This window comes from Dorea sp., from assembly GCF_977044405.1.
Window position 1 is genome coordinate 81,829 of sequence record NZ_CDRRQK010000002.1, and the last position, 21,005, is coordinate 102,833.

20 protein-coding genes, 1 other RNA gene and 1 pseudogene are annotated in these 21,005 nt (G+C 41.5%); 6 read left to right on the forward strand and 16 right to left on the reverse strand.

The genetic code is table 11. The features are described from left to right. Positions 1–149: 149 nt before the first annotated feature. From ACWJAF_RS01395 to ACWJAF_RS01420, 6 genes are all read right to left on the reverse strand, one after another. Complete coding sequence (locus ACWJAF_RS01395; RefSeq protein ID WP_448861731.1) at positions 150–1,391, reverse strand: competence/damage-inducible protein A; 1,242 nt, start codon at positions 1,389–1,391, stop codon at positions 150–152. Position 1,392: 1 nt separating this feature from the next. After that, positions 1,393–1,935, reverse strand: coding sequence for a CDP-diacylglycerol--glycerol-3-phosphate 3-phosphatidyltransferase (gene pgsA / locus ACWJAF_RS01400; RefSeq protein WP_296031016.1), 543 nt, complete (start codon positions 1,933–1,935; stop codon positions 1,393–1,395). Next, positions 1,935–3,257 carry a 30S ribosomal protein S12 methylthiotransferase RimO gene (gene rimO / locus ACWJAF_RS01405; protein ID WP_448861733.1) on the reverse strand — a complete coding sequence of 441 codons (1,323 nt, stop codon included), beginning with the start codon at positions 3,255–3,257 and terminating at the stop codon, positions 1,935–1,937. Before rimO ends, pgsA begins: the two co-directional genes overlap by 1 nt. A 97-nt stretch (positions 3,258–3,354) precedes the next feature. Beyond that, positions 3,355–3,606: a DNA-directed RNA polymerase subunit omega gene (gene rpoZ, locus ACWJAF_RS01410; protein WP_448861735.1), complete on the reverse strand. Its 252-nt coding sequence runs from the start codon at positions 3,604–3,606 to the stop codon at positions 3,355–3,357. A 4-nt stretch (positions 3,607–3,610) separates the two neighbouring features. Next, positions 3,611–4,231 (reverse strand): guanylate kinase, encoded by a 621-nt coding sequence (gmk, locus tag ACWJAF_RS01415; RefSeq protein ID WP_296031009.1) that lies wholly within the window; start codon positions 4,229–4,231, stop codon positions 3,611–3,613. Positions 4,232–4,262: 31 nt separating this feature from the next. Then, a complete protein-coding gene (locus ACWJAF_RS01420; RefSeq protein ID WP_448861737.1) occupies positions 4,263–5,144 on the reverse strand; it encodes a YicC/YloC family endoribonuclease in 882 nt (293 codons plus the stop codon). A 163-nt stretch (positions 5,145–5,307) separates the two neighbouring features. Here ACWJAF_RS01420 and ACWJAF_RS01425 point away from each other — a divergent pair, with 163 nt between their 5' ends. After that, on the forward strand, positions 5,308–7,047 hold the full coding sequence (locus ACWJAF_RS01425; protein WP_296094164.1) for an Rqc2 family fibronectin-binding protein: 1,740 nt from the start codon (positions 5,308–5,310) through the stop codon (positions 7,045–7,047). Between the two features lie 28 nt (positions 7,048–7,075). Here the strand turns inward: ACWJAF_RS01425 and ACWJAF_RS01430 are convergent. The 3 genes and pseudogenes from ACWJAF_RS01430 to pheA form a co-directional block, all read right to left on the reverse strand. Further along, a pseudogene (locus tag ACWJAF_RS01430) lies at positions 7,076–7,216 on the reverse strand (MATE family efflux transporter); the annotation flags it as partial. Positions 7,217–7,259: 43 nt separating this feature from the next. Continuing rightward, positions 7,260–8,549, reverse strand: coding sequence for an ATP-binding protein (locus tag ACWJAF_RS01435; protein ID WP_448861739.1), 1,290 nt, complete (start codon positions 8,547–8,549; stop codon positions 7,260–7,262). A 41-nt stretch (positions 8,550–8,590) separates the two neighbouring features. Further along, complete coding sequence (gene pheA / locus ACWJAF_RS01440) at positions 8,591–9,721, reverse strand: prephenate dehydratase (RefSeq protein WP_296031002.1); 1,131 nt, start codon at positions 9,719–9,721, stop codon at positions 8,591–8,593. Positions 9,722–9,938: 217 nt separating this feature from the next. Here pheA and ACWJAF_RS01445 point away from each other — a divergent pair, with 217 nt between their 5' ends. From ACWJAF_RS01445 to ACWJAF_RS01455, 3 genes are read left to right on the forward strand one after another with little or no spacing between them, the layout of a single operon-like run. Next, the gene (locus ACWJAF_RS01445; protein ID WP_448861741.1) at positions 9,939–10,475 is read left to right on the forward strand and encodes a nitroreductase family protein; all 537 of its coding nucleotides are present in this window, start codon (positions 9,939–9,941) and stop codon (positions 10,473–10,475) included. A 17-nt stretch (positions 10,476–10,492) separates the two neighbouring features. Continuing rightward, positions 10,493–11,410, forward strand: coding sequence for an aspartate carbamoyltransferase (pyrB, locus tag ACWJAF_RS01450; RefSeq protein ID WP_448861743.1), 918 nt, complete (start codon positions 10,493–10,495; stop codon positions 11,408–11,410). Positions 11,411–11,423: 13 nt separating this feature from the next. Further along, complete coding sequence (locus tag ACWJAF_RS01455) at positions 11,424–11,876, forward strand: aspartate carbamoyltransferase regulatory subunit (protein WP_296030997.1); 453 nt, start codon at positions 11,424–11,426, stop codon at positions 11,874–11,876. A gap of 192 nt (positions 11,877–12,068) precedes the next feature. Here the strand turns inward: ACWJAF_RS01455 and rnpB are convergent. The 6 genes from rnpB to spoIVA all read right to left on the reverse strand — a co-directional run bounded on the left by rnpB (position 12,069) and on the right by spoIVA (position 17,314). Further along, positions 12,069–12,420: RNase P RNA component class A (gene rnpB, locus ACWJAF_RS01460), an RNA gene on the reverse strand. Positions 12,421–12,541: 121 nt separating this feature from the next. Then, entirely contained in the window at positions 12,542–13,018 is a 477-nt protein-coding gene (rnhA, locus tag ACWJAF_RS01465; RefSeq protein ID WP_296030995.1) for a ribonuclease HI, read from the reverse strand. Positions 13,019–13,021: 3 nt separating this feature from the next. Next, positions 13,022–13,711, reverse strand: a complete 690-nt coding sequence (locus ACWJAF_RS01470; RefSeq protein ID WP_448861746.1) for an MBL fold metallo-hydrolase — start codon at positions 13,709–13,711, stop codon at positions 13,022–13,024. Between the two features lie 2 nt (positions 13,712–13,713). Further along, on the reverse strand, positions 13,714–14,184 hold the full coding sequence (locus tag ACWJAF_RS01475) for a MogA/MoaB family molybdenum cofactor biosynthesis protein (RefSeq protein WP_296030991.1): 471 nt from the start codon (positions 14,182–14,184) through the stop codon (positions 13,714–13,716). 261 nt (positions 14,185–14,445) lie between these two features. Further along, positions 14,446–15,594, reverse strand: coding sequence for an iron-containing alcohol dehydrogenase (locus ACWJAF_RS01480; RefSeq protein WP_296030989.1), 1,149 nt, complete (start codon positions 15,592–15,594; stop codon positions 14,446–14,448). Between the two features lie 247 nt (positions 15,595–15,841). Further along, a complete protein-coding gene (gene spoIVA / locus ACWJAF_RS01485) occupies positions 15,842–17,314 on the reverse strand; it encodes a stage IV sporulation protein A (protein ID WP_296030987.1) in 1,473 nt (490 codons plus the stop codon). A 176-nt stretch (positions 17,315–17,490) separates the two neighbouring features. On the opposite strand from spoIVA, the gene ACWJAF_RS01490 reads away from it, so the two are divergent. Further along, positions 17,491–18,378 carry a shikimate dehydrogenase gene (locus ACWJAF_RS01490; protein ID WP_296094150.1) on the forward strand — a complete coding sequence of 296 codons (888 nt, stop codon included), beginning with the start codon at positions 17,491–17,493 and terminating at the stop codon, positions 18,376–18,378. 12 nt (positions 18,379–18,390) lie between these two features. Then, the gene (gene aroD, locus ACWJAF_RS01495) at positions 18,391–19,152 is read left to right on the forward strand and encodes a type I 3-dehydroquinate dehydratase (RefSeq protein WP_448861749.1); all 762 of its coding nucleotides are present in this window, start codon (positions 18,391–18,393) and stop codon (positions 19,150–19,152) included. A gap of 197 nt (positions 19,153–19,349) precedes the next feature. Here aroD and ACWJAF_RS01500 read toward each other — a convergent pair whose 3' ends face one another. After that, on the reverse strand, positions 19,350–20,783 hold the full coding sequence (locus ACWJAF_RS01500; protein ID WP_448861751.1) for a hypothetical protein: 1,434 nt from the start codon (positions 20,781–20,783) through the stop codon (positions 19,350–19,352). Between the last annotated feature and the right edge of the window lie 222 nt (positions 20,784–21,005).

Consider the following 21,005-nt stretch of genomic DNA (forward strand, 5'->3'; position numbering starts at 1 on the left):
TATGTAAGTTTGCTTATCGTAGGGTTTGTTATCTCTTTAACATCCATACTTGTTTATATTTTCTCATATATTTCGACATTCGTCAATTGCTTTTTTGACTTCTATTTCTTCTATTTTCCTGTTTTTTCTGTGCATCTTTTTTCACATTTTTACACTTTTAAAAGTTCTTCTCTTAGAATCGTAAGCGCATTTACAACAGCTGCATCTCTGTTCTTGCTTCTGTTTCCCTGAAAATGGAATTCTTCTACTCTGACATTTCCATTTACTGAACATCCGATATATACAAGTCCCACCGGTTTTTCTGGTGTTCCGCCTCCCGGTCCGGCAATACCGGTGATTCCTACAGCGGCATCTGAGCCTGCCGCTTTTGCCGCACCTTCTGCCATCTCATGTGCTGTCTGCGGACTCACCGCACCATATGTTTCCAGTGTCTTATGGCTGACACCTAATAGTTTTTCTTTTGCTTCATTTGCATACGTCACGTAGCCTTCTTTATACACATCTGACGCACCCGACACGTTCAGAAGCCTGCCTGCCGTCAAGCCTCCTGTGCAGGATTCAGCCGTTGTCACTGTCATATGTTTTTCTTTCAGAAGAGTCACCACTGCTTCTTCAAGTGTAACTGCTTCTTCCGTTGTATAAATCTGGTCACCAAACCTCTTATACAACTCCTGGATCATTGGCTGCATCAATTTCTCTGCCGTTTCCTCATCTTTTGCTTTCGCAGTAACACGGAAATGTACTTCCCCTGTCTTCGCATATGGCGCAAGTGTTGGATTTGACTGTTCATCCATAAGATCCGCCACCATAGTCTCTGCCCTGCTCTCACCAATTCCGCAGATTTTTACCATGTGCGAATAGATTCCTTCCGGCTGTCTCTTATTCAGATATGGCTCAATGTCTTTTTCAAACATCGGCTGTATCTCATTTGGTGGTCCCGGAAGCAAAATGGCCGTCTTTCCATCTGCTTCTAATATGATTCCCGGTGCTGTTCCATTATCATTATCTACAACAATTGCACCTTCCGGAACCATTGCCTGTTTCCAGTTATTCTCTGTAACGGTACGGCTTTTTCTATTTTTGAAATATTCTTCAATCCGCTGTCTTGTATGTGCATCTTCATGAAGCTCTTTTTCAAAAACTTTTGCTGCAACTTCTTTTGTCAGATCATCCTTTGTTGGCCCAAGGCCTCCACTTAAGATTACAATATCTGATCTTGAAAGAGCTGTTCTAAGCGTCTCTTCCAGACGTTCTTCATTATCCCCTACCACACTCTGGTGATAGCAGGAAAGTCCAAGCAGCGCACATTTTTTTGCCAGGTACGCTGCATTGGTATTTACAATATTTCCCAAGAGGATCTCTGTTCCCACACAGACAAACTCTACCGTCATCTTACATGCCTCCCTGTGTCAGTACCTGTACATTCTTCGCAATATAATCAATCAGTGATACAATCGTCAGAACCAGTGATACCCAGATCAAAACCTGTGCGATCACATTAAATGCGCCACCAAGATCTGCAATCAGAAGAATCAGCATGAACATCTGGGATACGGTTTTAAATTTTCCCCAGTAGCTTGCTGCGATAACAATATCATTATCTGCTGCCACCAGACGGAAGCCACTGATGATAAATTCTCTTGCAATGATTACAATTACAAACCATGCCTGCAGTTTTCCAAGAGGGATCATACAGATCATAGCGGAACAAACAAGCAGCTTATCTGCAAGCGGATCCATAAACTTTCCAAAGTTTGTTACCAGATTTCTTGCTCTTGCAATTTTTCCATCTAACATATCAGTAAGACTTGCTACACAGAAAATAATCAGCGCGATCCATTTATTAGCAGCTCCGCCAACACCTGTCAGCATGAAAAATACAAAAAACGGAACCATAATTACTCTTAAAACAGTTAACTTATTTGGTAAATTCATTATAACAACTCTCCTATCAAATCATATTCTGCTGCTCCGGTTACTTTTACTTTTGCAAAATCTCCGGTCATCAGTTCTTCATCTGTATTCACAAAGATCAATCCATCTACGTTCGGTGCATCCCTGTAGGTTCTTCCCACGTATGCATTCTCGTCTGCAACTTTTCCTTCGATCATTACCAGGACTTCTTTTCCGATCATTGCTTCTGCCTGATCAAATACAATTTCCTGCTGAAGTTCCATAATGTCTGCCTGACGGTCTTCTTTCACTTCTTCTTCAATCTGATCTGGCATCGTTGCTGCCGGAGTATCTTCTTCCGGTGAATAGGTAAATACACCAAGTCTGTCAAATTCCATCTCATCTACGAATTCCATGACTTCTTCATGTTGTTCCTGTGTTTCTCCAGGGAATCCGGTGATCAGTGTTGTTCTAAGTGCAATATCCGGAATCTCTTTTCTTAATTTTTCGATGGTCTCTATCAGCTGCTGCTTTGAAGTTCTTCTTCCCATTCTCTTTAAGATTGCATCACTTGCATGCTGGATTGGAAGATCCAGATAATGACAGATCTTCGGTTCTTCTTTCATAACCTGGATTAGATTGTCATCAATTTCCTCCGGATAACAGTAAAGCACACGGATCCAGCGGATACCTTTGATCTTACATAACTCCCGTAATAATTTGTGCAGGGATTTTTCTCCATAGAGATCCTGCCCATATACGGTTGTCTCCTGTGCAACCAGGATCAGTTCTTTGACGCCCTGATCTGCCAGTTCCTGTGCTTCTTTTAACAGACGCTCCATCGGCACACTACGGTAATTACCACGAACTTTTGGAATAATACAATATGTACAGTGCTTATCACAGCCTTCTGCAATCTTCAGATATGCATAGTGCCCGCCGGTTGTCACAAGTCTCTTCGTATCAGGAAGTGGAAGTGCATCGATATCGGCAAGTTCCACACCGTCCTTTCCTGCAAGTGCTTCTTCCACCGCATCTACGATCTTATCATAGGAAGTCGTTCCAAGCACAACATCTACTTCCGGAATCTCATCAATGATCTCCTGCTTGTATCTCTGCGCAAGACAGCCGGTTACGATCAATGCTTTTAATCTTCCTTCTTCTTTGTATCTTGCCATATCCAGGATTGTCTGGATACTTTCTTCTTTTGCATCATGGATAAAACAACAGGTATTAATAACCATTACATCAGCCTGTGTCTCATCATCTATAATCTGATAACCTTTTTCGTCCAGAAGTCCAAGCATGACCTCCGAATCTACAAGGTTCTTATCACAGCCAAGTGATACAAAAAATACATTCATTCACTTCTCCTCTTTTCTCATATTTTCTTCATTTATTATGGAAAGAAAGGCAGATACCTCGCGGCATCTGCCCTGCATTTTATTCTAACGAAAAATCTTAATCTTCTTTTTCGTCCTCTTCCTCAGCGATGATTGTCATCTTTCCCTGATTCATCTCATCAATTGCGATAGATAATGGTTTCTCTCCCATTTTCGCATCAACAAGCGGCATAGATCCGTCGATGATCTCTCTTGCTCTTTTTGCTGTAGCCATAACGATAGAATAACGGCTGTTAACTACTTTTGTTTCGCCCTCTTCTACATCTTTATTAACTACCTTCATTAAGTCTGTGTAAGATGGATGTAACATACACTTATTCTCCTTTCAATTCTTCTTTCATATGCTCGATAAACGCTGTATTACGGAAACTTCTTCTGTGCTCTCCCTGGATGATCTGATGCATCTCCTCTACACATTCCTGAAGATCATCATTAATGATCAGATAATCATACTGATCCATTACCAGAGCTTCTTCTTTCGCACGATTCATACGGAATTCTATCACGTCCATTGTCTCGGTTCCCCGGCCTATCAGACGTTTTTTTAATTCCTCTGCGCTTGGCGGTGTCACAAATAAAAGCAGTGTATCCGGGAACTTTTCTTTCACCTTCAAAGCACCCTGTATTTCAATCTCAAGAATAACATCCTTACCTGCTTCCAGCTGTTCTTCCACATATGCCCGTGGCGTTCCATAGTAATTCTCCACGTACTTAGCATACTCTATCAGTTCTTCTTTCGCAATCATTTTTTCAAAATCTTCTACAGTTTTGAAAAAATATTCCCGTCCATCTTCTTCTCCCGGTCTTGGATTTCTGGTAGTCGCAGAGATGGATAATGCATAATTATCATACTGTTTTAACAGTTCTTTCATAATGGTTCCTTTACCAGATCCCGAAAAACCTGATACAACGATTAGAATTCCCTTTTCCTTCATCTTATTATCCTCTTTTTATCTTTTTCATTTACTATTCAATATTCTGAATCTGTTCTCTGACCTTTTCAATCTCCGTCTTTAACTCGATACCGATATTAGACGTTTCCAGATCATTGGCCTTTGACAGGATTGTATTGGCTTCACGATTCATTTCCTGTGCAATAAAATCAAGCTTTCTTCCGATTCCACTGTCATCCGACTGAAGTGTTGCCTTCATATGCTCCACATGACTTCTTAATCTTACAACTTCCTCATCTGTACAGATTTTATCTGCAAAGATAACAATCTCAGCTGCGATACGTCCCTCATCGATCTTCGTATCTTCCAGAAGTTCTTTTACCTTTCCTTCCAGCTTTTCCCGGTATTCAGCAATGATCTGCGGTGCACGCTCTTCTATCTGTCCTACCAGAACAAGCATGCCATCCAGTTTACCGATCAGATCCTGTTTCAGATTTTCACCTTCAACCGTTCTGGTCTGTACAAACTGGGCAATCGCTCCGTCCAGGGCTTTCTTAAGTCCTTTCCACAATTCCTCTTCGTCATCCATCTTTTCTTCCATTGTAAGGACCTCTGGATAACGTGACAATGTAGATACACGGATATCATTTTCCAGGGAAAATTTTTCTTCCATCTGTTTGAATTTTTCCAGATATTCTGCTGCCAGTGTTTCGTTATACTTTAAAGAAACCTGACTCTCCGAAAAATCTTCATATGTAATAAAAATATCCACTTTCCCACGGTGGACACTTTCTTTTAAAAGGCTTCGAATCGCACTTTCAAAAAAATTCAATTTTTTCGGCATACGGATATTTGCATCCAGATAACGGTGATTCACACCTTTCATCTCTACGGTGAATTTCCGTCTCTCATCTGCAGATTCACAACGCCCAAATCCTGTCATACTCTTAATCATGATATGAACCTCTTCTTATTCGCTATTTTAAAAAGTTATATTTCATTATCCATCCGAAATATAACGCTAAAAAACCAAACCTTATTATAAGACATTTGGCAAAGTTCGTCAACTGTGCTATACTAGACAAATATGAAAATTCGCAACGAAAGGAATATGTATTATGGCATTTGACGGAATCACCGTTGCAGCGGTCGTTCAGGAATTAAATAAGGCACTGGTCGGTGGACGCATTTCCAAGATCGCCCAGCCTGAAAACGACGAACTGCTTTTAACAATAAAAGGAAATGAAGGACTGAAGCGTCTTTATATTTCAGCCAGCGCTTCCCTTCCTCTCATCTATCTGACAAATGAAAATAAGCCAAGCCCTATGACAGCTCCCGGTTTTTGCATGCTTCTGCGCAAACACATTGGCGGCGGACGTATTACAGCTGTCTCCCAGCCGTCTCTGGAGCGGATCATCCATCTGGACATTGAACATCTGGATGAAATGGGTGACTTATGTAAAAAGAAACTGATCATCGAAATCATGGGAAAACACAGCAACATTATATTCTGTGATTCAAACGGACGCATTATTGACAGTATCAAGCATGTCTCCGCTCAGATGAGTTCTGTCCGCGAAGTATTACCAGGACGGGATTATTTCATTCCGGACACCATGTCAAAAAAGAATCCTCTCACCGTTACACAGGAAGCATTTGTTCAGGCAATTCTGGAAAAACCAATGCCGGTATCCAAAGCTGTCTATTCCAGCATGACCGGTATCAGTCCTGTGATAGCAGAAGAAATCTGTTACCTGGCAGGCGTGGATTCTTCCATGACTGCACACGATCTTTCAGAAGATGTGCTGACACATCTCTACCGTCAGTTTACTTATTATATGGAAGATATCAGACAGGGGACTTTCCAGCCTGCTATCTATTATAATGGAAATGCTCCGAAAGAATTCAGTGCACTTCCGGTTACACATTTTAACGAATATACAAAAAAAGAATTTACTTCCATGTCGGAAGTTCTCTATACGTATTATTCCACAAAAAACACCCTGACTCGCATCCATCAGAAAAGTGCGGATCTAAGACATGTCGTACAGACAGCGCTTGAACGCAACCGTAAAAAATACGACCTGCAGTCTAAACAATTAAAAGGCACTGAAAAACGCGATAAATACAAAGTCTACGGAGAACTGATCAATACCTATGGTTACAATCTGGCCCCTGGTTCCAAAGAACTGACAGCCCTGAATTACTATACCAATGAAGAGATTACGATCCCCCTTGACCCTACACAGACCCCGGGCGAAAACGCCCAGCGCTATTTTGCAAAATATAACAAACAAAAACGTACTTTTGAAGCACTGACCGAGCTGATACAGGAAACCGCAGATGACATACAGTATCTGGAATCCATCAGTAATGCACTGGACATCGCACTCAGCGAGGCCGATCTTGCCCAGATCAAAGAAGAATTAATGCAAAGTGGATATGTCCGCAGAAAGCATACCAAGAAAAAAGTAAAACTGACCAGTAAACCAATGCACTATATTTCAAGCGACGGCTACGATATGTATGTCGGAAAGAATAATCTTCAGAACGAAGAGCTGACTTTCTCTTTTGCAAATGGCAATGACTGGTGGTTCCACGCAAAAGGTGCACCAGGCTCTCATGTCATTGTAAAAAGCGGCGGTGATGAACTTCCGGACCGCACCTTTGAAGAGGCCGGACGTCTGGCTGCTTATTATTCAAAAAACCGCGGAAGCGACAAAGTAGAGATCGATTATATCCAGAAAAAACATGTCAAAAAACCGAATGGTGCAAAACCCGGATTCGTTGTTTACTATACGAACTATTCTCTGGTCATCGACTCAGATATCTCCAATATAAAAAATGTGCAGGATTAATTCCCGCACATTTTTTATATACCATAGTATATGTCATCAGACTGTAAGCAGAACCAACTGCTGCCAGAACCCCCGCACCAAGTGCCCTTCCTACGATCAGCATATCCACTATATTATAACACTGCTGCAGCAGGTTTCCTAATATCATAGGTCCTGCAAACAGCAGCATCGTCTTTGTTACATTTCCAGTTGTCAGATCTTTTTTTCAAATTTTATCTGGTTCCTGCCAGATAATCAATAAACTGCTGGGCGGTTCTTCCAGATAATCCACCGTGGCTTAATTCCCACTTATTGGCCTCCAGGAACAATTCGTCATCCGGCATATCAATATTATTTTTGTTCGCCAGTTCTCTTACAATCTGCTGGAACTGCTTCTTATCCGGCTTTCCGAAATAGATCGTAACACCAAATCTTGCCACCAGCGAAAGCTTCTCCTGCACGGTATCATTGGTATGCAGTTCCTCATCTCTGTCTTCCTTATCCTTGAATGTCTCGCGGATCAGATGTCTTCTGTTCGAAGTTGCATAGATCAGGACATTATCCGGTTTCTTTTCAAGACCTCCTTCGATCACAGCTTTCAGGTATTTGTATTCTATTTCAAATTCTTCAAAAGAAAGGTCATCCATATAGATGATAAATTTGTAATTACGGTTTTTAATCTGTGCAATTACATCATTTAAATCCTGGAACTGATGCTTATATACCTCGATCATTCGAAGTCCCTGATCATAATACTGGTTCAGGATTGCTTTGATAGAAGAAGATTTTCCGGTTCCTGCATCTCCAAATAACAGACAGTTATTCGCCTTCTTTCCTTCTACAAATGCTTTGGTATTATCAATCAGCTTTTTCTTTGCAATCTCATATCCCACCAGATCATCCAGATGTACATGTGCAATTTTTGTAATCGGCTCGATCAGTGCTCCTTCTTCTGTGTGTGCAATACGGAATGCTTTATGAAGTCCGAGTTTTCCTACGCCAAATTCTTTATAGAATTGTGTCATCGTATCCTTAAATGCCTCTGCATCTTCCGCTTTTGCAAGTCCTTTACTCAGGTCGCAGATACGATCACGAATTCTTTTATTAAATACACTTCCGTGGCCATTGGTTCCCACATAATCATGCAGCATAGAAAGGCAGTCCACTCCCATCACCTTTTCCATGTCTGAAAAATCATAATCAAACAGCTCTTTAAAAATCTCAAAATCATGTAATGCTACCTGATTGATACTTCCTTCTACCAATCCTACAATTTCACATGATGTACTGTATGCATTCTCATGACTTGCCATAAGATATGTCAGGTAATTGTGCCACAGGTTTCCTTCGAATCCATGACTTACTGCCATCTCAAGGATCTCATTGACCGCATCATATAACAATCCCTTCATGTCTTCCATGTTATAATAATCATTCTGGTAATTTTCAATTAAAAATGTCATATCCTGAAGGATCTGTCCATCCTCCATATGCTTATATAACATCAGTTCATTTGTTCTCATTTGTCATTCCTCCAATTTTATGCCCGCCGGTAACTGATCTTCTAATAATTTCCAAGAATTCTAAGGCTCTTACTTTCTTCACGCAGTCCACGGATCGCATTTTTCACAGCCGGATCTGCCAGATTGCCTTCAAAGTCTATAAAGAAACGGTATTCCCAGCTTTTGCCCTCCACCGGTCTTGATTCAATCTTTGATAAGTTCAGATCATTGTATGCAAAATGCGAAAGCAGATGATACAAAGAGCTGCTCTCATGCGGCAGCTCCAGGCAGATGCTGATCTTTCCCGCATCTTTTAAGAACACCTTCTGATTCGTAATCACAATAAACCGGGTACTGTTATTCTTCTCATCATTGATATCATCTGCCAGTACAGACAATCCATAAACAGATGCCGCATATGCACTGCAGACTGCCGCCTGATGTTCATCCTGGTCATCCAGAATCTTCTTTGCTGCCAGGGCAGTATTTGCCACACTGATCTGCTGCCAGTCACCATGTTCATCCAGAAAATGTGATGCCTGCATCAGCGCCTCTGCCTTTGAATATACTCTTTTGATTTTTGAAATATCTGTCCCCGGAAGTCCGGACAGTGTGTTTTTAATCGGGATGATCGTCTCACCTACGATATAATTTTCAAATTCTACGAGCAGGTCATAGATCTCATTAACTGCACCTGCAGTTGAATTTTCGATTGGAAGTACTGCATAATCAGCTGCACCCTCTTCAATCGCTTCCATTGCTTCGCGGAATGTATGCACATGATAACTATTACATTCTTTTCCAAAATAATGCTCCATTGCGGCCTGGCTGTATGCACCTTCTGTTCCCTGGAATACGACACGTGCAGTATCTTTGTCCAGACTGTCGATTCCGATAAATGGAAGTCTTCCAAGCGCCCCTGCTTCTACCAGCTGTTTATACTGTAATTTCCTGCTGATTGCCTGAAGCAGTTCATACACTTCCCCAATTCCCTTTTTATTAAAATCAGATGAGACTTTTCCCATCACTTCTGTTATCTTATTCTTCTCACGCTGACGGTCAAATGTTTTATATCCATTTTCAATCTTGCAGATTCCAAGATCTTCACAAATTTTCATCCGTTCTTCATAAAGACTGGTAATCTGGTCATCTACGTCACTTAACTGCGCTCTAAGTTCTTCCAAAGACGCCATCTATCTATCTCCTTTTTTTGTATATTTATGCAAGTAAATCTGCGTACTCTGTTAAATTATAATACAGTTCACCTATAAAATCTACCCTCCTTGATTCGAAAAAAATGTTACTATTCACACGTTGTGCAAACAGTAACAAAAAAATTCTTCTAAAACATTGAAAATCATCTGTAAATATTATATGATGTATGAAAGATTGCAAAACGGAGGTAATACTATGAACGCAACAGAATGTATCAAGACAAGACGAAGCATTCGTAAATTCAAACCTGATCCTGTAGATCACGTACTTTTAGAATCTTTGATCGAGACTGCATCTTATTCTCCTTCCTGGAAAAACAGTCAGATCACACGTTATACCGCAATTGAAGATTCATCTATTCTAGATAAAATTGTCACCGATTACACCCCTGATTTCAATGCTAATATCATCAAGCAGGCGCCGATGCTGATTGCAGTTACATTTGTAAAAGGCCGCTGTGGATATGAACGTGATGGTTCTTTTTCTACCAAGAAAGAAGACCGCTGGCAGATGTTTGATGTAGGCGTTGCAAGCCAGACCTTCTGCCTTGCAGCACATGAAGCCGGTCTTGGCACTGTTATTATGGGCATCTGGGATGAGGACGGAATTACTGAACTTTTAAACATTCCGGAGAATCAGGAGCTGGGGGCACTTATTGCGATTGGATATCCGGATATCGATCCCGCCGCACCAAAGAGAAAATCAGTCAATGATTTATTAACATATTTATAAAAAACAGGAGGTTTCACATGAGACACTTATTAAGTCCACTGGATTTTTCCGTGGAAGAACTGGACAAATTAATGGATCTTGCCAAGGATATCGAAGCAGATCCTAAGAAATACGCACACGCATGCGACGGCAAGAAACTCGCCACTCTTTTTTATGAACCAAGCACACGTACCCGTTTAAGCCATGAAGCAGCCATGATGAATCTTGGCGGTAACGTTCTTGGTTTTTCTTCTGCAAATTCAAGCTCTGCTTCAAAAGGAGAAAGCGTGGCTGATACAATCCGTACCGTTTCCTGCTTCGCAGACATCTGTGCGATGCGTCACCCAAAAGAAGGTGCAGCCATGGTAGCCAGCCAGCACTCTTCTATACCGGTCATCAATGCAGGCGACGGTGGTCATCAACATCCAACACAGACATTGACAGACCTTCTTACAATACGTTCATTAAAAGGACGTCTGGACAATATGACAATTGGTCTATGTGGAGATTTAAAATTTGGCCGTACCGTGCACTCCCTGATTCATGCACTGGTACGTTATCCTGGTATCCGTTTTGTACTGATTTCTCCAGAAGAGCTCACATTACCAAGCTATATCAAAAATGATGTCTTAGACCGCAAACATATTCCTTACGAAGAGGTTGTCAGAATGGAAGATGCTCTTCCGGATCTTGATATTCTTTACATGACACGTGTACAAAAAGAACGTTTTTTCAACGAAGAAGATTATGTACGTATGAAAGATTTCTACATCCTGGACAAAAAGAAAATGGAACTTGCAAAAGACGATATGTATATACTTCATCCGCTTCCAAGAGTCAATGAGATTTCAACTGAAGTAGACTCTGATCCAAGAGCTGCTTACTTCAAACAGGTACAATACGGTGTATATATCCGTATGGCACTCATACTGACACTTTTGGAAATTGAAGTTTAGGAGGAACAAATCAATGGTTAAAAATACACTGACAGTCGGACGTATCGAAGAAGGATTCGTACTGGACCACATCCAGGCCGGACGAAGCATGGATATCTACAAACACCTGCATCTGGACAAACTGGATTATTGCGTTGCTATTATCAAAAATGCCAAAAGCAATAAGATGGGAAAAAAGGACATCATGAAAATTGAGTGTCCGATTGATTTTATGGATCTCGATATTCTTGGTTTTATCGATCATAATATTACCGTAAATATTATCAAAAATTCAGAGATCGTAGATAAGAAAACTCTTCACCTGCCTCGTAAGATCACAAACGTGATCCGTTGTAAAAACCCACGTTGTATCACTTCCATCGAGCAGGAACTGGATCATGTATTTGTACTTACAGATCCTGAAAATGAAGTATACCGTTGTATGTATTGTGAAGAAAAATACGATGGCAGAAGAAGACGCAAATAATACCGTTCACTCTCACTGCCACTGGCAACTTCTCTTGTATGCTTTAGCATAAAAAATGAGCCATAAGATACGAATGAGTAAATACATCATTTACACATTGATTCTTACGGCTCATTTTCTTATATGTCGTATTAAATTATAATCTCGCTTGCATCCACAAAGTCTGCCATAACAGATGTTTTAAAGTCAAAAAATACAAGCAAGACGATAAGCCGGGTTATGTCGTTGGGTAATCATCTATCTAGCCCCATCGTTGCCAATGGGATCAAGCAACCAACCTAAGACGTGACGGGCCGCCACATTGTCTTTATCCGGTCTTGCTTCGGATGGGGTTTACATATGCCCCGGCTGTTACCAGCCGGGCGGTAGTCTCTTACACTGCCCTTCCAACCTTACCAGGATAAGATCCTGGCGGTACATTTCTGTTGCACTATCCTTGGAGTCACCTCCACCGGACGTTATCCGGCATCCTGCCCTGTGAAGCCCGGACTTTCCTCATCTGCGGCCTTTCGGCACTTGCAGCTGCGATTACCTGTCTTACTTGCACTTTTCAAAAAACTATATTAGTATAGCATCTTTTCTTCAAAATAACAATTACTTTTTTATGAAATTGTCTTCTAAAATTGCTCGGCTCATTCCGCCAAACCACTTTTCCAGAGCACACTCTAGGCAACACCCGGATCTGTGATCAGATTATTCCCGTCTGCAGCTGTTGTAGCGAGCGTATCACATCTTTCATTCTGAAGATGTCCGTCATGCCCCTTCACCCAGTGGAACGTTACCTGATGCTTTTCTTTTGCCTGAAGCAGACGTTTCCAGAGATCCACATTCTTAACTGGTTCGTTCTTTCCCCGCTTCCAGCCTTTTTTCAACCAGCCGTCAATCCAGTGCTGATTGAACGCATCCACCACATACTTGGAATCTGAATACAGATCCACCTGACATGGACGGTTCAAAGCTTCCAGTCCGGCGATCACTGCCATTAATTCCATACGGTTATTGGTTGTCCGTTTGTATCCCTGAGAGAGCTCTTTTGTGTGTAAAACTCCTTTGGTATCTATATATTCTAAAACGGCACCATATCCTCCCGGTCCATCCGGATTGCCTCTTGCCGCCCCATCTGTATAGATCGTTACCTGCATATATTAATCCTCCAGTTCAAATGTCTGTCCCGGTCCGGTGATCTTCATAACACGTTCTTTATAAGAATCTGCTTCCGGATTTTCCATCAGACGGTCATACTCTTCATACTGTTCCCACATATGCATCGGAAATACGCAACCCGTATCCGTATGCTTCATGAAATAATCCATTCCCCAGTAATACTGCTCTTCCTGCCTTGGGTCAAGCGGAACAAAAGCTACATCGATAGAAATATCTTTTAACTTATCAATCTCTTTCTGATAATCCACGCGCATGCTGTTATTATATGCTTCCGTCTCTTCTTCCCAGTGCCACCAGTTCAGATCCCCTGCATGATAAATCACCTTATCCTCTGCATAGACTACAAATGCAACTCCTTCATCCGTAGAATGCAACGTCTGAACCTTCAGATCATCAACCTGATATTCCTGATTTGCCACAACGTATGTGACCTTGGCACCTTCTGTATCCGTCACAATGTCCGCCGACAAAATGTAGTGGATATCCGGATAGTCCTCTTTCCATGTAAAAATGTTCTGATTAAAATGGTCATAATGCGCATGGCTGGAAAAAACATACACCTTCTTTGTCACATCAAATTCCGGCACCTTGCCTTTATACCAGTCAAATATCAGAACATAATTCTTATATTCCACTGCGAATCCACTGTGTTCCAGGTATGTTACCTTCATTCTTAAGCTTCCCCTTTGATGATATTCACTGCATGAACAATCTCTGGCAATAAGAATCTAAGGCTTTCTTTTACTGCCTGTGCTTTTCCAGGAAGATTTACAATCAGCACATCCCCACTGATTCCTGCCGTGCTTCTGTTTAACATGCTGCGTCTTGTCAGCTTCATTGTATGCGCACGCATTGCTTCCGGAATTCCAGGAACCGGTCTGTCTACGATATCCATCGTTGCTTCCGGTGTACAGTCGCCAGGATTACATCCGGCGCCTCCTGTTGTAAGAATCAGATCAGCTGCCTTTTCATCTACCATACGTTTCATAACGGTTGACAACACTTCCCTGTCCAGTGGAAGTGCTCTTAAAAATACAACCTCAAGCCCTGCTTCTTCTACAACAAGCTTTGCTGCTTCTCCGCTTTCATTTTCTTTTACGCCTTTGTATATATCTGTATTTGCTGTAATGATTGCTACTTTCATATTGTACCTCCAATATTATTTGTCTATAGTCATACAATCTATATTTTAACCCTTTTTCTCCGATATTGCAACTTAGAATCATTAAGAGGCCGCGAACCCCGTTAGCAGACTGATGTGTCACTCTTTACATCCCGGAATGGGTGAATCTGACACATCAGCCTGTCGCTTTCAGGGGCTTCACGGCCTCTTGCTAATTCTTATCACACAGCGGCACCAGTATCTGGCAGCCACATTCTGTGCATATGAAAACTATCCTGTTTCTTACAATGCTTTATGATACAACATCTCGACGTCTTTTAATGTGGTCTGTCTAGGGTTTGCTGCAATATTACCACTCTTCATTGCGTCCGCTGCCATCTGTGGGATCTTATCTTCTGTAACACCTACTTCAGACAATGTCTTTGGAATTCCAAGCGATGCATTCAGTTTCTTGATCTCTTCAACCAGCATTTCCGGTTTGAAATCTTTTACAGGCTCTTTATCTTCACTGATATAATTATAGATCTTTTCATATCTTCCATGATCGGCCAGTGCGTTATATTCTACAATAACCGGCAATAAGATAGAGTTGGCAACTCCGTGCTGTACACCAAAGAATGCGCTGACCGGATGTGACATTGCATGTACATTACCAAGTCTTGCCCATGCAAATGCAATTCCGGCAAACATACTTCCAGACATCATCGCACATGCAGCTTCTTCATCTTTGCGGTTTGCAACAAACCGTCTGATATTTCCTCCGATCAGTTCCATTGCTTTTTCTGCCATTGCATCAGAAAATGGGGATGCTCCAAGTGATGTATAAGCTTCCCATGCATGAATCAGTGCATCGATACCACAGGATGCTGCAACCATCGGCGGCACAGACATGATCATCTCTGGATCCAGTAACGCATATTTCGGGAGCAATTCATAGCTGAATACAGTTAACTTGTAATTTCTGGAAGTGTCTGTAATAACCGAAAATGCCGTAACCTCACTTCCTGTTCCTGCCGTAGTCGGAATTGCGATAATCGGTTCAATCGGTCCAGGAACCAGATGTGCTCCTTCATATTCCGTAATGGATCCGCCATATCTTGCAAGAACACCTACTGCTTTGGCTACATCCATCGGGCTTCCTCCTCCTAAAGCCACGATACTGGTTGCTCCTGATTCTTTATATACCTTTGTTGCTGCATCTACCATGTCTACGGTAGGGTTTGGAAGCACGTCCAGATAGCTGACTGTCTCAATTCCTTCTGCCTCTACGATATCCATTACTTTCTTTACAACTCCAAGTTTTTCCAGGCCTCTGTCGGACACTACCATCATCTTCTTTGATCCGCTCTTTTCCAGTAATTCCGGCAGTCTTTTCAGTGATCCAACTCCAAATACAATGTCCTGTGGTACTTTAAATGTGTAATCTTTCATTTTTATCATCCTCCTGATTTTCAAAGCATAGCTATTGCTTCCTGTAAAGTTTTAAGAAGCCATAAAACTTCTCTTGCATACTTTGGTATACAGCGAACCTGTCACTGGCAGCTTCTCTTGCATGCTTTGGCATAAAAAGAAAAGAGACCACGCTCCTAAAAGCCTGGCCCCTTTACCATTTTCTGCATTTATTATAGACACATTTCTTTTTGTATTTCAAGTACTTTTCTATAATTATTTGAACTTTTTATATGATAATGCAGACCATACCTCCATTGCTGTCATTCACTATTTTCTGCATCGTATCCTGTAATTTCACCTGGCTCTCTTCATTGATCACTGCCATTTTATTTTTCATGCCATCCATAACCAGTTCTTCTATCGTCTTGCCAAATATATTGGTCTTCCAGATTCCACCTTCTTCCTTTTTTTCATCTTCTATATAACGGATCAGATCCTTCGCCTGCTGCTCATTACCTACTATCGGGGCTATCTCCGTCTCTATATTGGCACGGATTAAATGGATAGATGGCGCCTGCGAATGGATCTTGACTCCGTATTTGTTCCCTTGTTTTATAATTTCCGGTTCTTCCAGTACGATTTCTTCTTTTTTCGGACTTACAACACCATACCCCTTCATCCGCACGCAAGTGAAGGCCTCTTTCACATTTTCATATTCTTCTTTTAATTCTGCCAGATGCTGCATCGTCCGGATCAGCTCGTATTGCCCGTTAATCTGTGTACCCGTCATCTCGCTTAATGTCTCATAATAATATTTTTCTTCGATTCCTATCTGTATCTTTATGCAGCCACTGTCCATACAAATCTGTTCTATCCGCATTTCTTTTATGTAAATGCTTTCGCTGTCCATCATTTTCCCGGCTGCGTCTTTTATAAATGTCATTTCATCCAGTACCATACGGATATGTTCCAGCAGATCTTTTTTGATCCTGTGGGATGCCGGCAGCATCTCGACCCATTTTGGCACATAAAATTCTATCTGTGCAACCGGGAATTCATACAAGACAGATTCCAATATCAGATGGATATCCTCTTCTTTTAACTGCTCACAGTTAACCGCAAGCGCACAGACACCATATCTTTTTTCCAGTTCCTCCGTCTTCTCCTTCGCCTCTTCTCCATATGGCTTTTTAGAATTTACCAGTACGACAAACGGTTTTTGAATCGTCTGCAGTTCCTTTATCGTCCTTTCTTCTGCCTCCAGATAGTTCTCCGGTGGAATCTCTGTGATACTTCCATCCGTTGTTACAACAATTCCTATTGTCGCATGATCATGAATCACCTTCTGTGTTCCTATGACTGCCGCTTTTGTAAATGGGATTTCTTCCGAAAACCACGGAGTCCTTACCAGTCTTTCTTTTCCACCTTCTTCATGCCCTTCTGCCCCCTTTACCATATATCCGACACAGTCGATCAGACGTACTTTCACTTCCGTATCTTTATTAAGCCGTATGACTGCTGCATCTTTGGGTACGAATTTGGGTTCTGTTGTCATAATCATTTTACCGGAAGATGATTGCGGAAGCTCATCTCTGGTTCTGTCTTTTCCATGTACATCCTCCATCCTTGGCAGAACCATGACATCCATAAAACGCTTGATAAATGTTGATTTTCCCGTCCGTACCGGTCCTACAACTCCTATATAAATTTCTCCGTTCGTCCTGGCCTTTATATCGTTATATAACTGTTCATTATCCATATGCCTCACCCCTTCTTCGTTATGCTGTTTCAATATATGTCAGTTGTGTCCTTTATAGAACTTGTTCAGGATATCAATAGTCAGAATCTATCATTTTAACACCTCTTAAGCATTTGATTGTAAACAGATAATTTGTTAAAATATAGGCAAACAAATGGAAGGAGATTATTTTTATTATGGAAAGACATCAGATTACCGGACACACCGAATTAATCGGTCTTCTGGCTTATCCAATCAGACACTCTCAGTCACCGGCAACACACAATGCCGCTTATGAAAAACTTGGCGTTGACATCGTCAACCTTGCATTCGAAGTAGATGCACCAGAACTCGAGGACGCAATCAAAGGATTACGTGCATTAAAACTCCGTGGGGCAAATGTATCTATGCCGAACAAGACAATCGTACACCAGTATCTGGATGAAGTTTCCCCGGCAGCAAAACTGTGTGGAGCAGTTAATACAATTGTAAATAAAGACGGATATCTTGTAGGGCACATCACAGATGGTATCGGTTATGTCCAGTCCTTAAAAGACAATGGCATCGATCCTACAGGCAAAAAAGTAACCATCGTCGGATCAGGCGGAGCTGCTACAGCTGTTGAGATCCAGGCTGCATTAGATGGTGTTGCTGAAATGTCTATCTTTGCAAGAGATGATAAATTCAAAGCAAATGCTCTGGAAACAGTTAAAAAAATCAACGAAAACACCAACTGTAAAGCAACGTTCTATCCACTGGAGGATCTGGACAAGTTAAAAGAAGAAATGCATTCTTCTTACCTGTTCACAAATGCTACAGGTGTTGGTATGAAACCGCTGGAAGGAATTACCTATATTCCGGACCCGTCATTCTTCCGCCCGGACTTAATCGTTACAGATGTTGTCTATGCACCACATGAAACAGCTATGCTTAAAATGGCAAGACATGCCGGATGTAAAACCATGAACGGTCAGGGCATGATGCTTTTCCAGGCTATCGCTGCAATCGAACTGATTCTCGGACAGCGCGTAGACAGTGAATATATGAAAGAAAAGCTTGGCATTTCATACGTATACGAAGATTAAGGAGAACACTCTATGAATACTGTAAAAGTCAGAAATTTAGAGCTGGGCAATGGTATCCCTGCTATTTGTATTCCGAATGTCGGAAAGACAAAAGAAGAGATTCTTTCTCTTACTAAGAATTACCTTTCTATGCATATGGACCTGATGGAGTGGCGCATGGACTGGTTTGAAGACGTTGAAGATATTGATAAAGTAACTGCACTTGTAAAAGAGCTCCGTGACGTTATGGGAGATACTCCACTTCTTTGTACTTTCCGTACCGAAAAAGAAGGCGGTGTACATCCTATGTCCGTAGAAAAGTATGCAGAACTTAATAAGGCTGTTGCTGCAACCGGGAATGCGGATATCATTGATGTTGAGATTTTTACCGGAGATGCGGTTGTTCGTGAAATGATCGATGCTATTCACGCATCCGGAGCAAAGGTAATTGCTTCTAATCACGATTTTGACAAAACACCTGCAAAATCCGACTTGGTCTACCGTCTTCGTAAAATGCAGGACATGGGCGCAGATATTCCAAAGATGGCTGTTATGCCGCAGAGTAAAAAAGACGTCCTGACACTTCTTGCAGCTACAGAAGAAATGGCAACTGATTATGCTGACAGACCGATCATTACGATGTCAATGGCCGGACTTGGAAGTATCAGCCGTATTGCGTGTGAAGCTTTTGGTTCCTGTCTTACATTTGGTTCCGGCTCACAGGCTTCTGCCCCTGGACAGATCGAATCCGAAAAACTGTATCAGGCATTGCAGATTGTACACGACGCATTATAATCCATATAATACAGCATATGAATATACCACTGGCCTCTTTCCGGGAATACATAGAACGGCCAGTGGTATATTCTTTATTTTTATGCAAGAGAGAGGGCCCATGGATATTCCCACAGGCCCTCATTTTATGTTCATAATATATGAGCTTCTCTGTTTTATTATTTTGCCATATTCATGACACTTTTCTTTAGATCAGATTATCCCTGCTTTTTCATATCAAGCAGTCTCTGCGCTTCTTCATTTTTCTTAGCTTCCACCTGATCTAACTCCTCTGTTGTAAGCACTCCCAGTTTTTTCTTCTGGAAATCCATATTAGAAAGTAAGAGGTTCATTGCAAAGCCGACAACCAGTGCCCAGCCAGATCCTTTGAATGCCAGTACTGCAGCCATAACACCTGCAATACTCTTATCCGTATTAGACTGACAATATTCCATACCAATTCTGGCACATACATATGCCTGGAATAACAGCGTGATCGCAGATCCGACTCCCATGATCGGTTTCATGAAAGATACGATCGGAACCAGGATAACACTGATAAATGTTGCCATACGGAAAGAACTCATTCCACCAATCAGTGACTTCATGGCTTTCTTACCTTCTTTGTAACGCATAGCTACAGATACTGTCATACCAACCCATAGCGGTCCTGCCAGCGGCGGGAACGGTGCAAAAATTGCAAGGATCAGGTTTCTAAGTCCACTGATCAGATTTGATCTGCTTGAGTTAAAGTCGATGTACTCATCACTTCTGCTCTCCTGTGCTTCTTCTACCAGTGTCTTCGATGTAACAAAATCTCCAAATGCAAGTACATAGCAGATCAATGCAAGTGGAAGTGCACTGACAAACATAGACAGCGGAGGGAATCCAACCGCAAAGATACTTACTGTATGGAATATATTGCTGAAATCAGGAATTCTGATGACTGTTCCAAGTTCTAATACTGGTTTTGCCAATTCTCCGATGGCAACTCCTGCCACCATTGCAATCAGATACGGGAATAAGTTACCATATTTTGCCATAACATCCAGTATTTTATATTTACTTCTGTTCTTTTCGCAGAATGGCGAAAAGCTTAAGAATGCAAGTAATAAAGTTCCGGCAAGCGTTGCTACCGGTGCTGTCATAAGCTGACTGCCATCTGACAGCTGTCCCTGTAATACCGTAATCGGTGCAGCGATCAGGATACCACCTTTGATGGAGTTCGGGACTCCATTTACAAATTTGTCTGCCAGTTTCGTAATTCCCATAAATATAAATACAAATGCAACCAGAAGCTGCAATGCTATCATTGCCTGAATTCTTTCCGGTCCTTTTTCAAACCCATTTAAATATGCCAGGGTAAATGGCAATGTCGGAGTAATCCATCCAGGAACAACCGGATCTCCAAGCCATCCGTGAAGCATGTACATGAATACTTCAATAATAACGCAGCTCCATGCAAGTTCATAAGGAAGTCCAAGGTTATCTGTCAGATACGGAATGGAACTTAAAGCTGTCGCACCAAGAATCAGACCCTGAAAGAACTCTACATACTCTATGCGATAGTGTATTCCCGGAATTCTCCATTGAAAGGGTCCCAGAGGAATATACGGAAGTTCATTCTCTCTTTTTGCTTTTTTCGGACTCATATTTTAGCGTCCTCCTTCATCTTTTACTTTTTAGATTTTACAGACATATCTTTTCATGACACAACATGGCATATTCCATAGATAAAATCTATGGAATATGTATTTTTCCTCTAATTCTCTCGATGTTTTCTATGAATGTCTTTTTTTTAACAATCCTTTGTTAAAAGAAAGGGACTGCTGTCTTTCGATGCATTTCATCTTAAGGACTAACAGCCCCTTTCT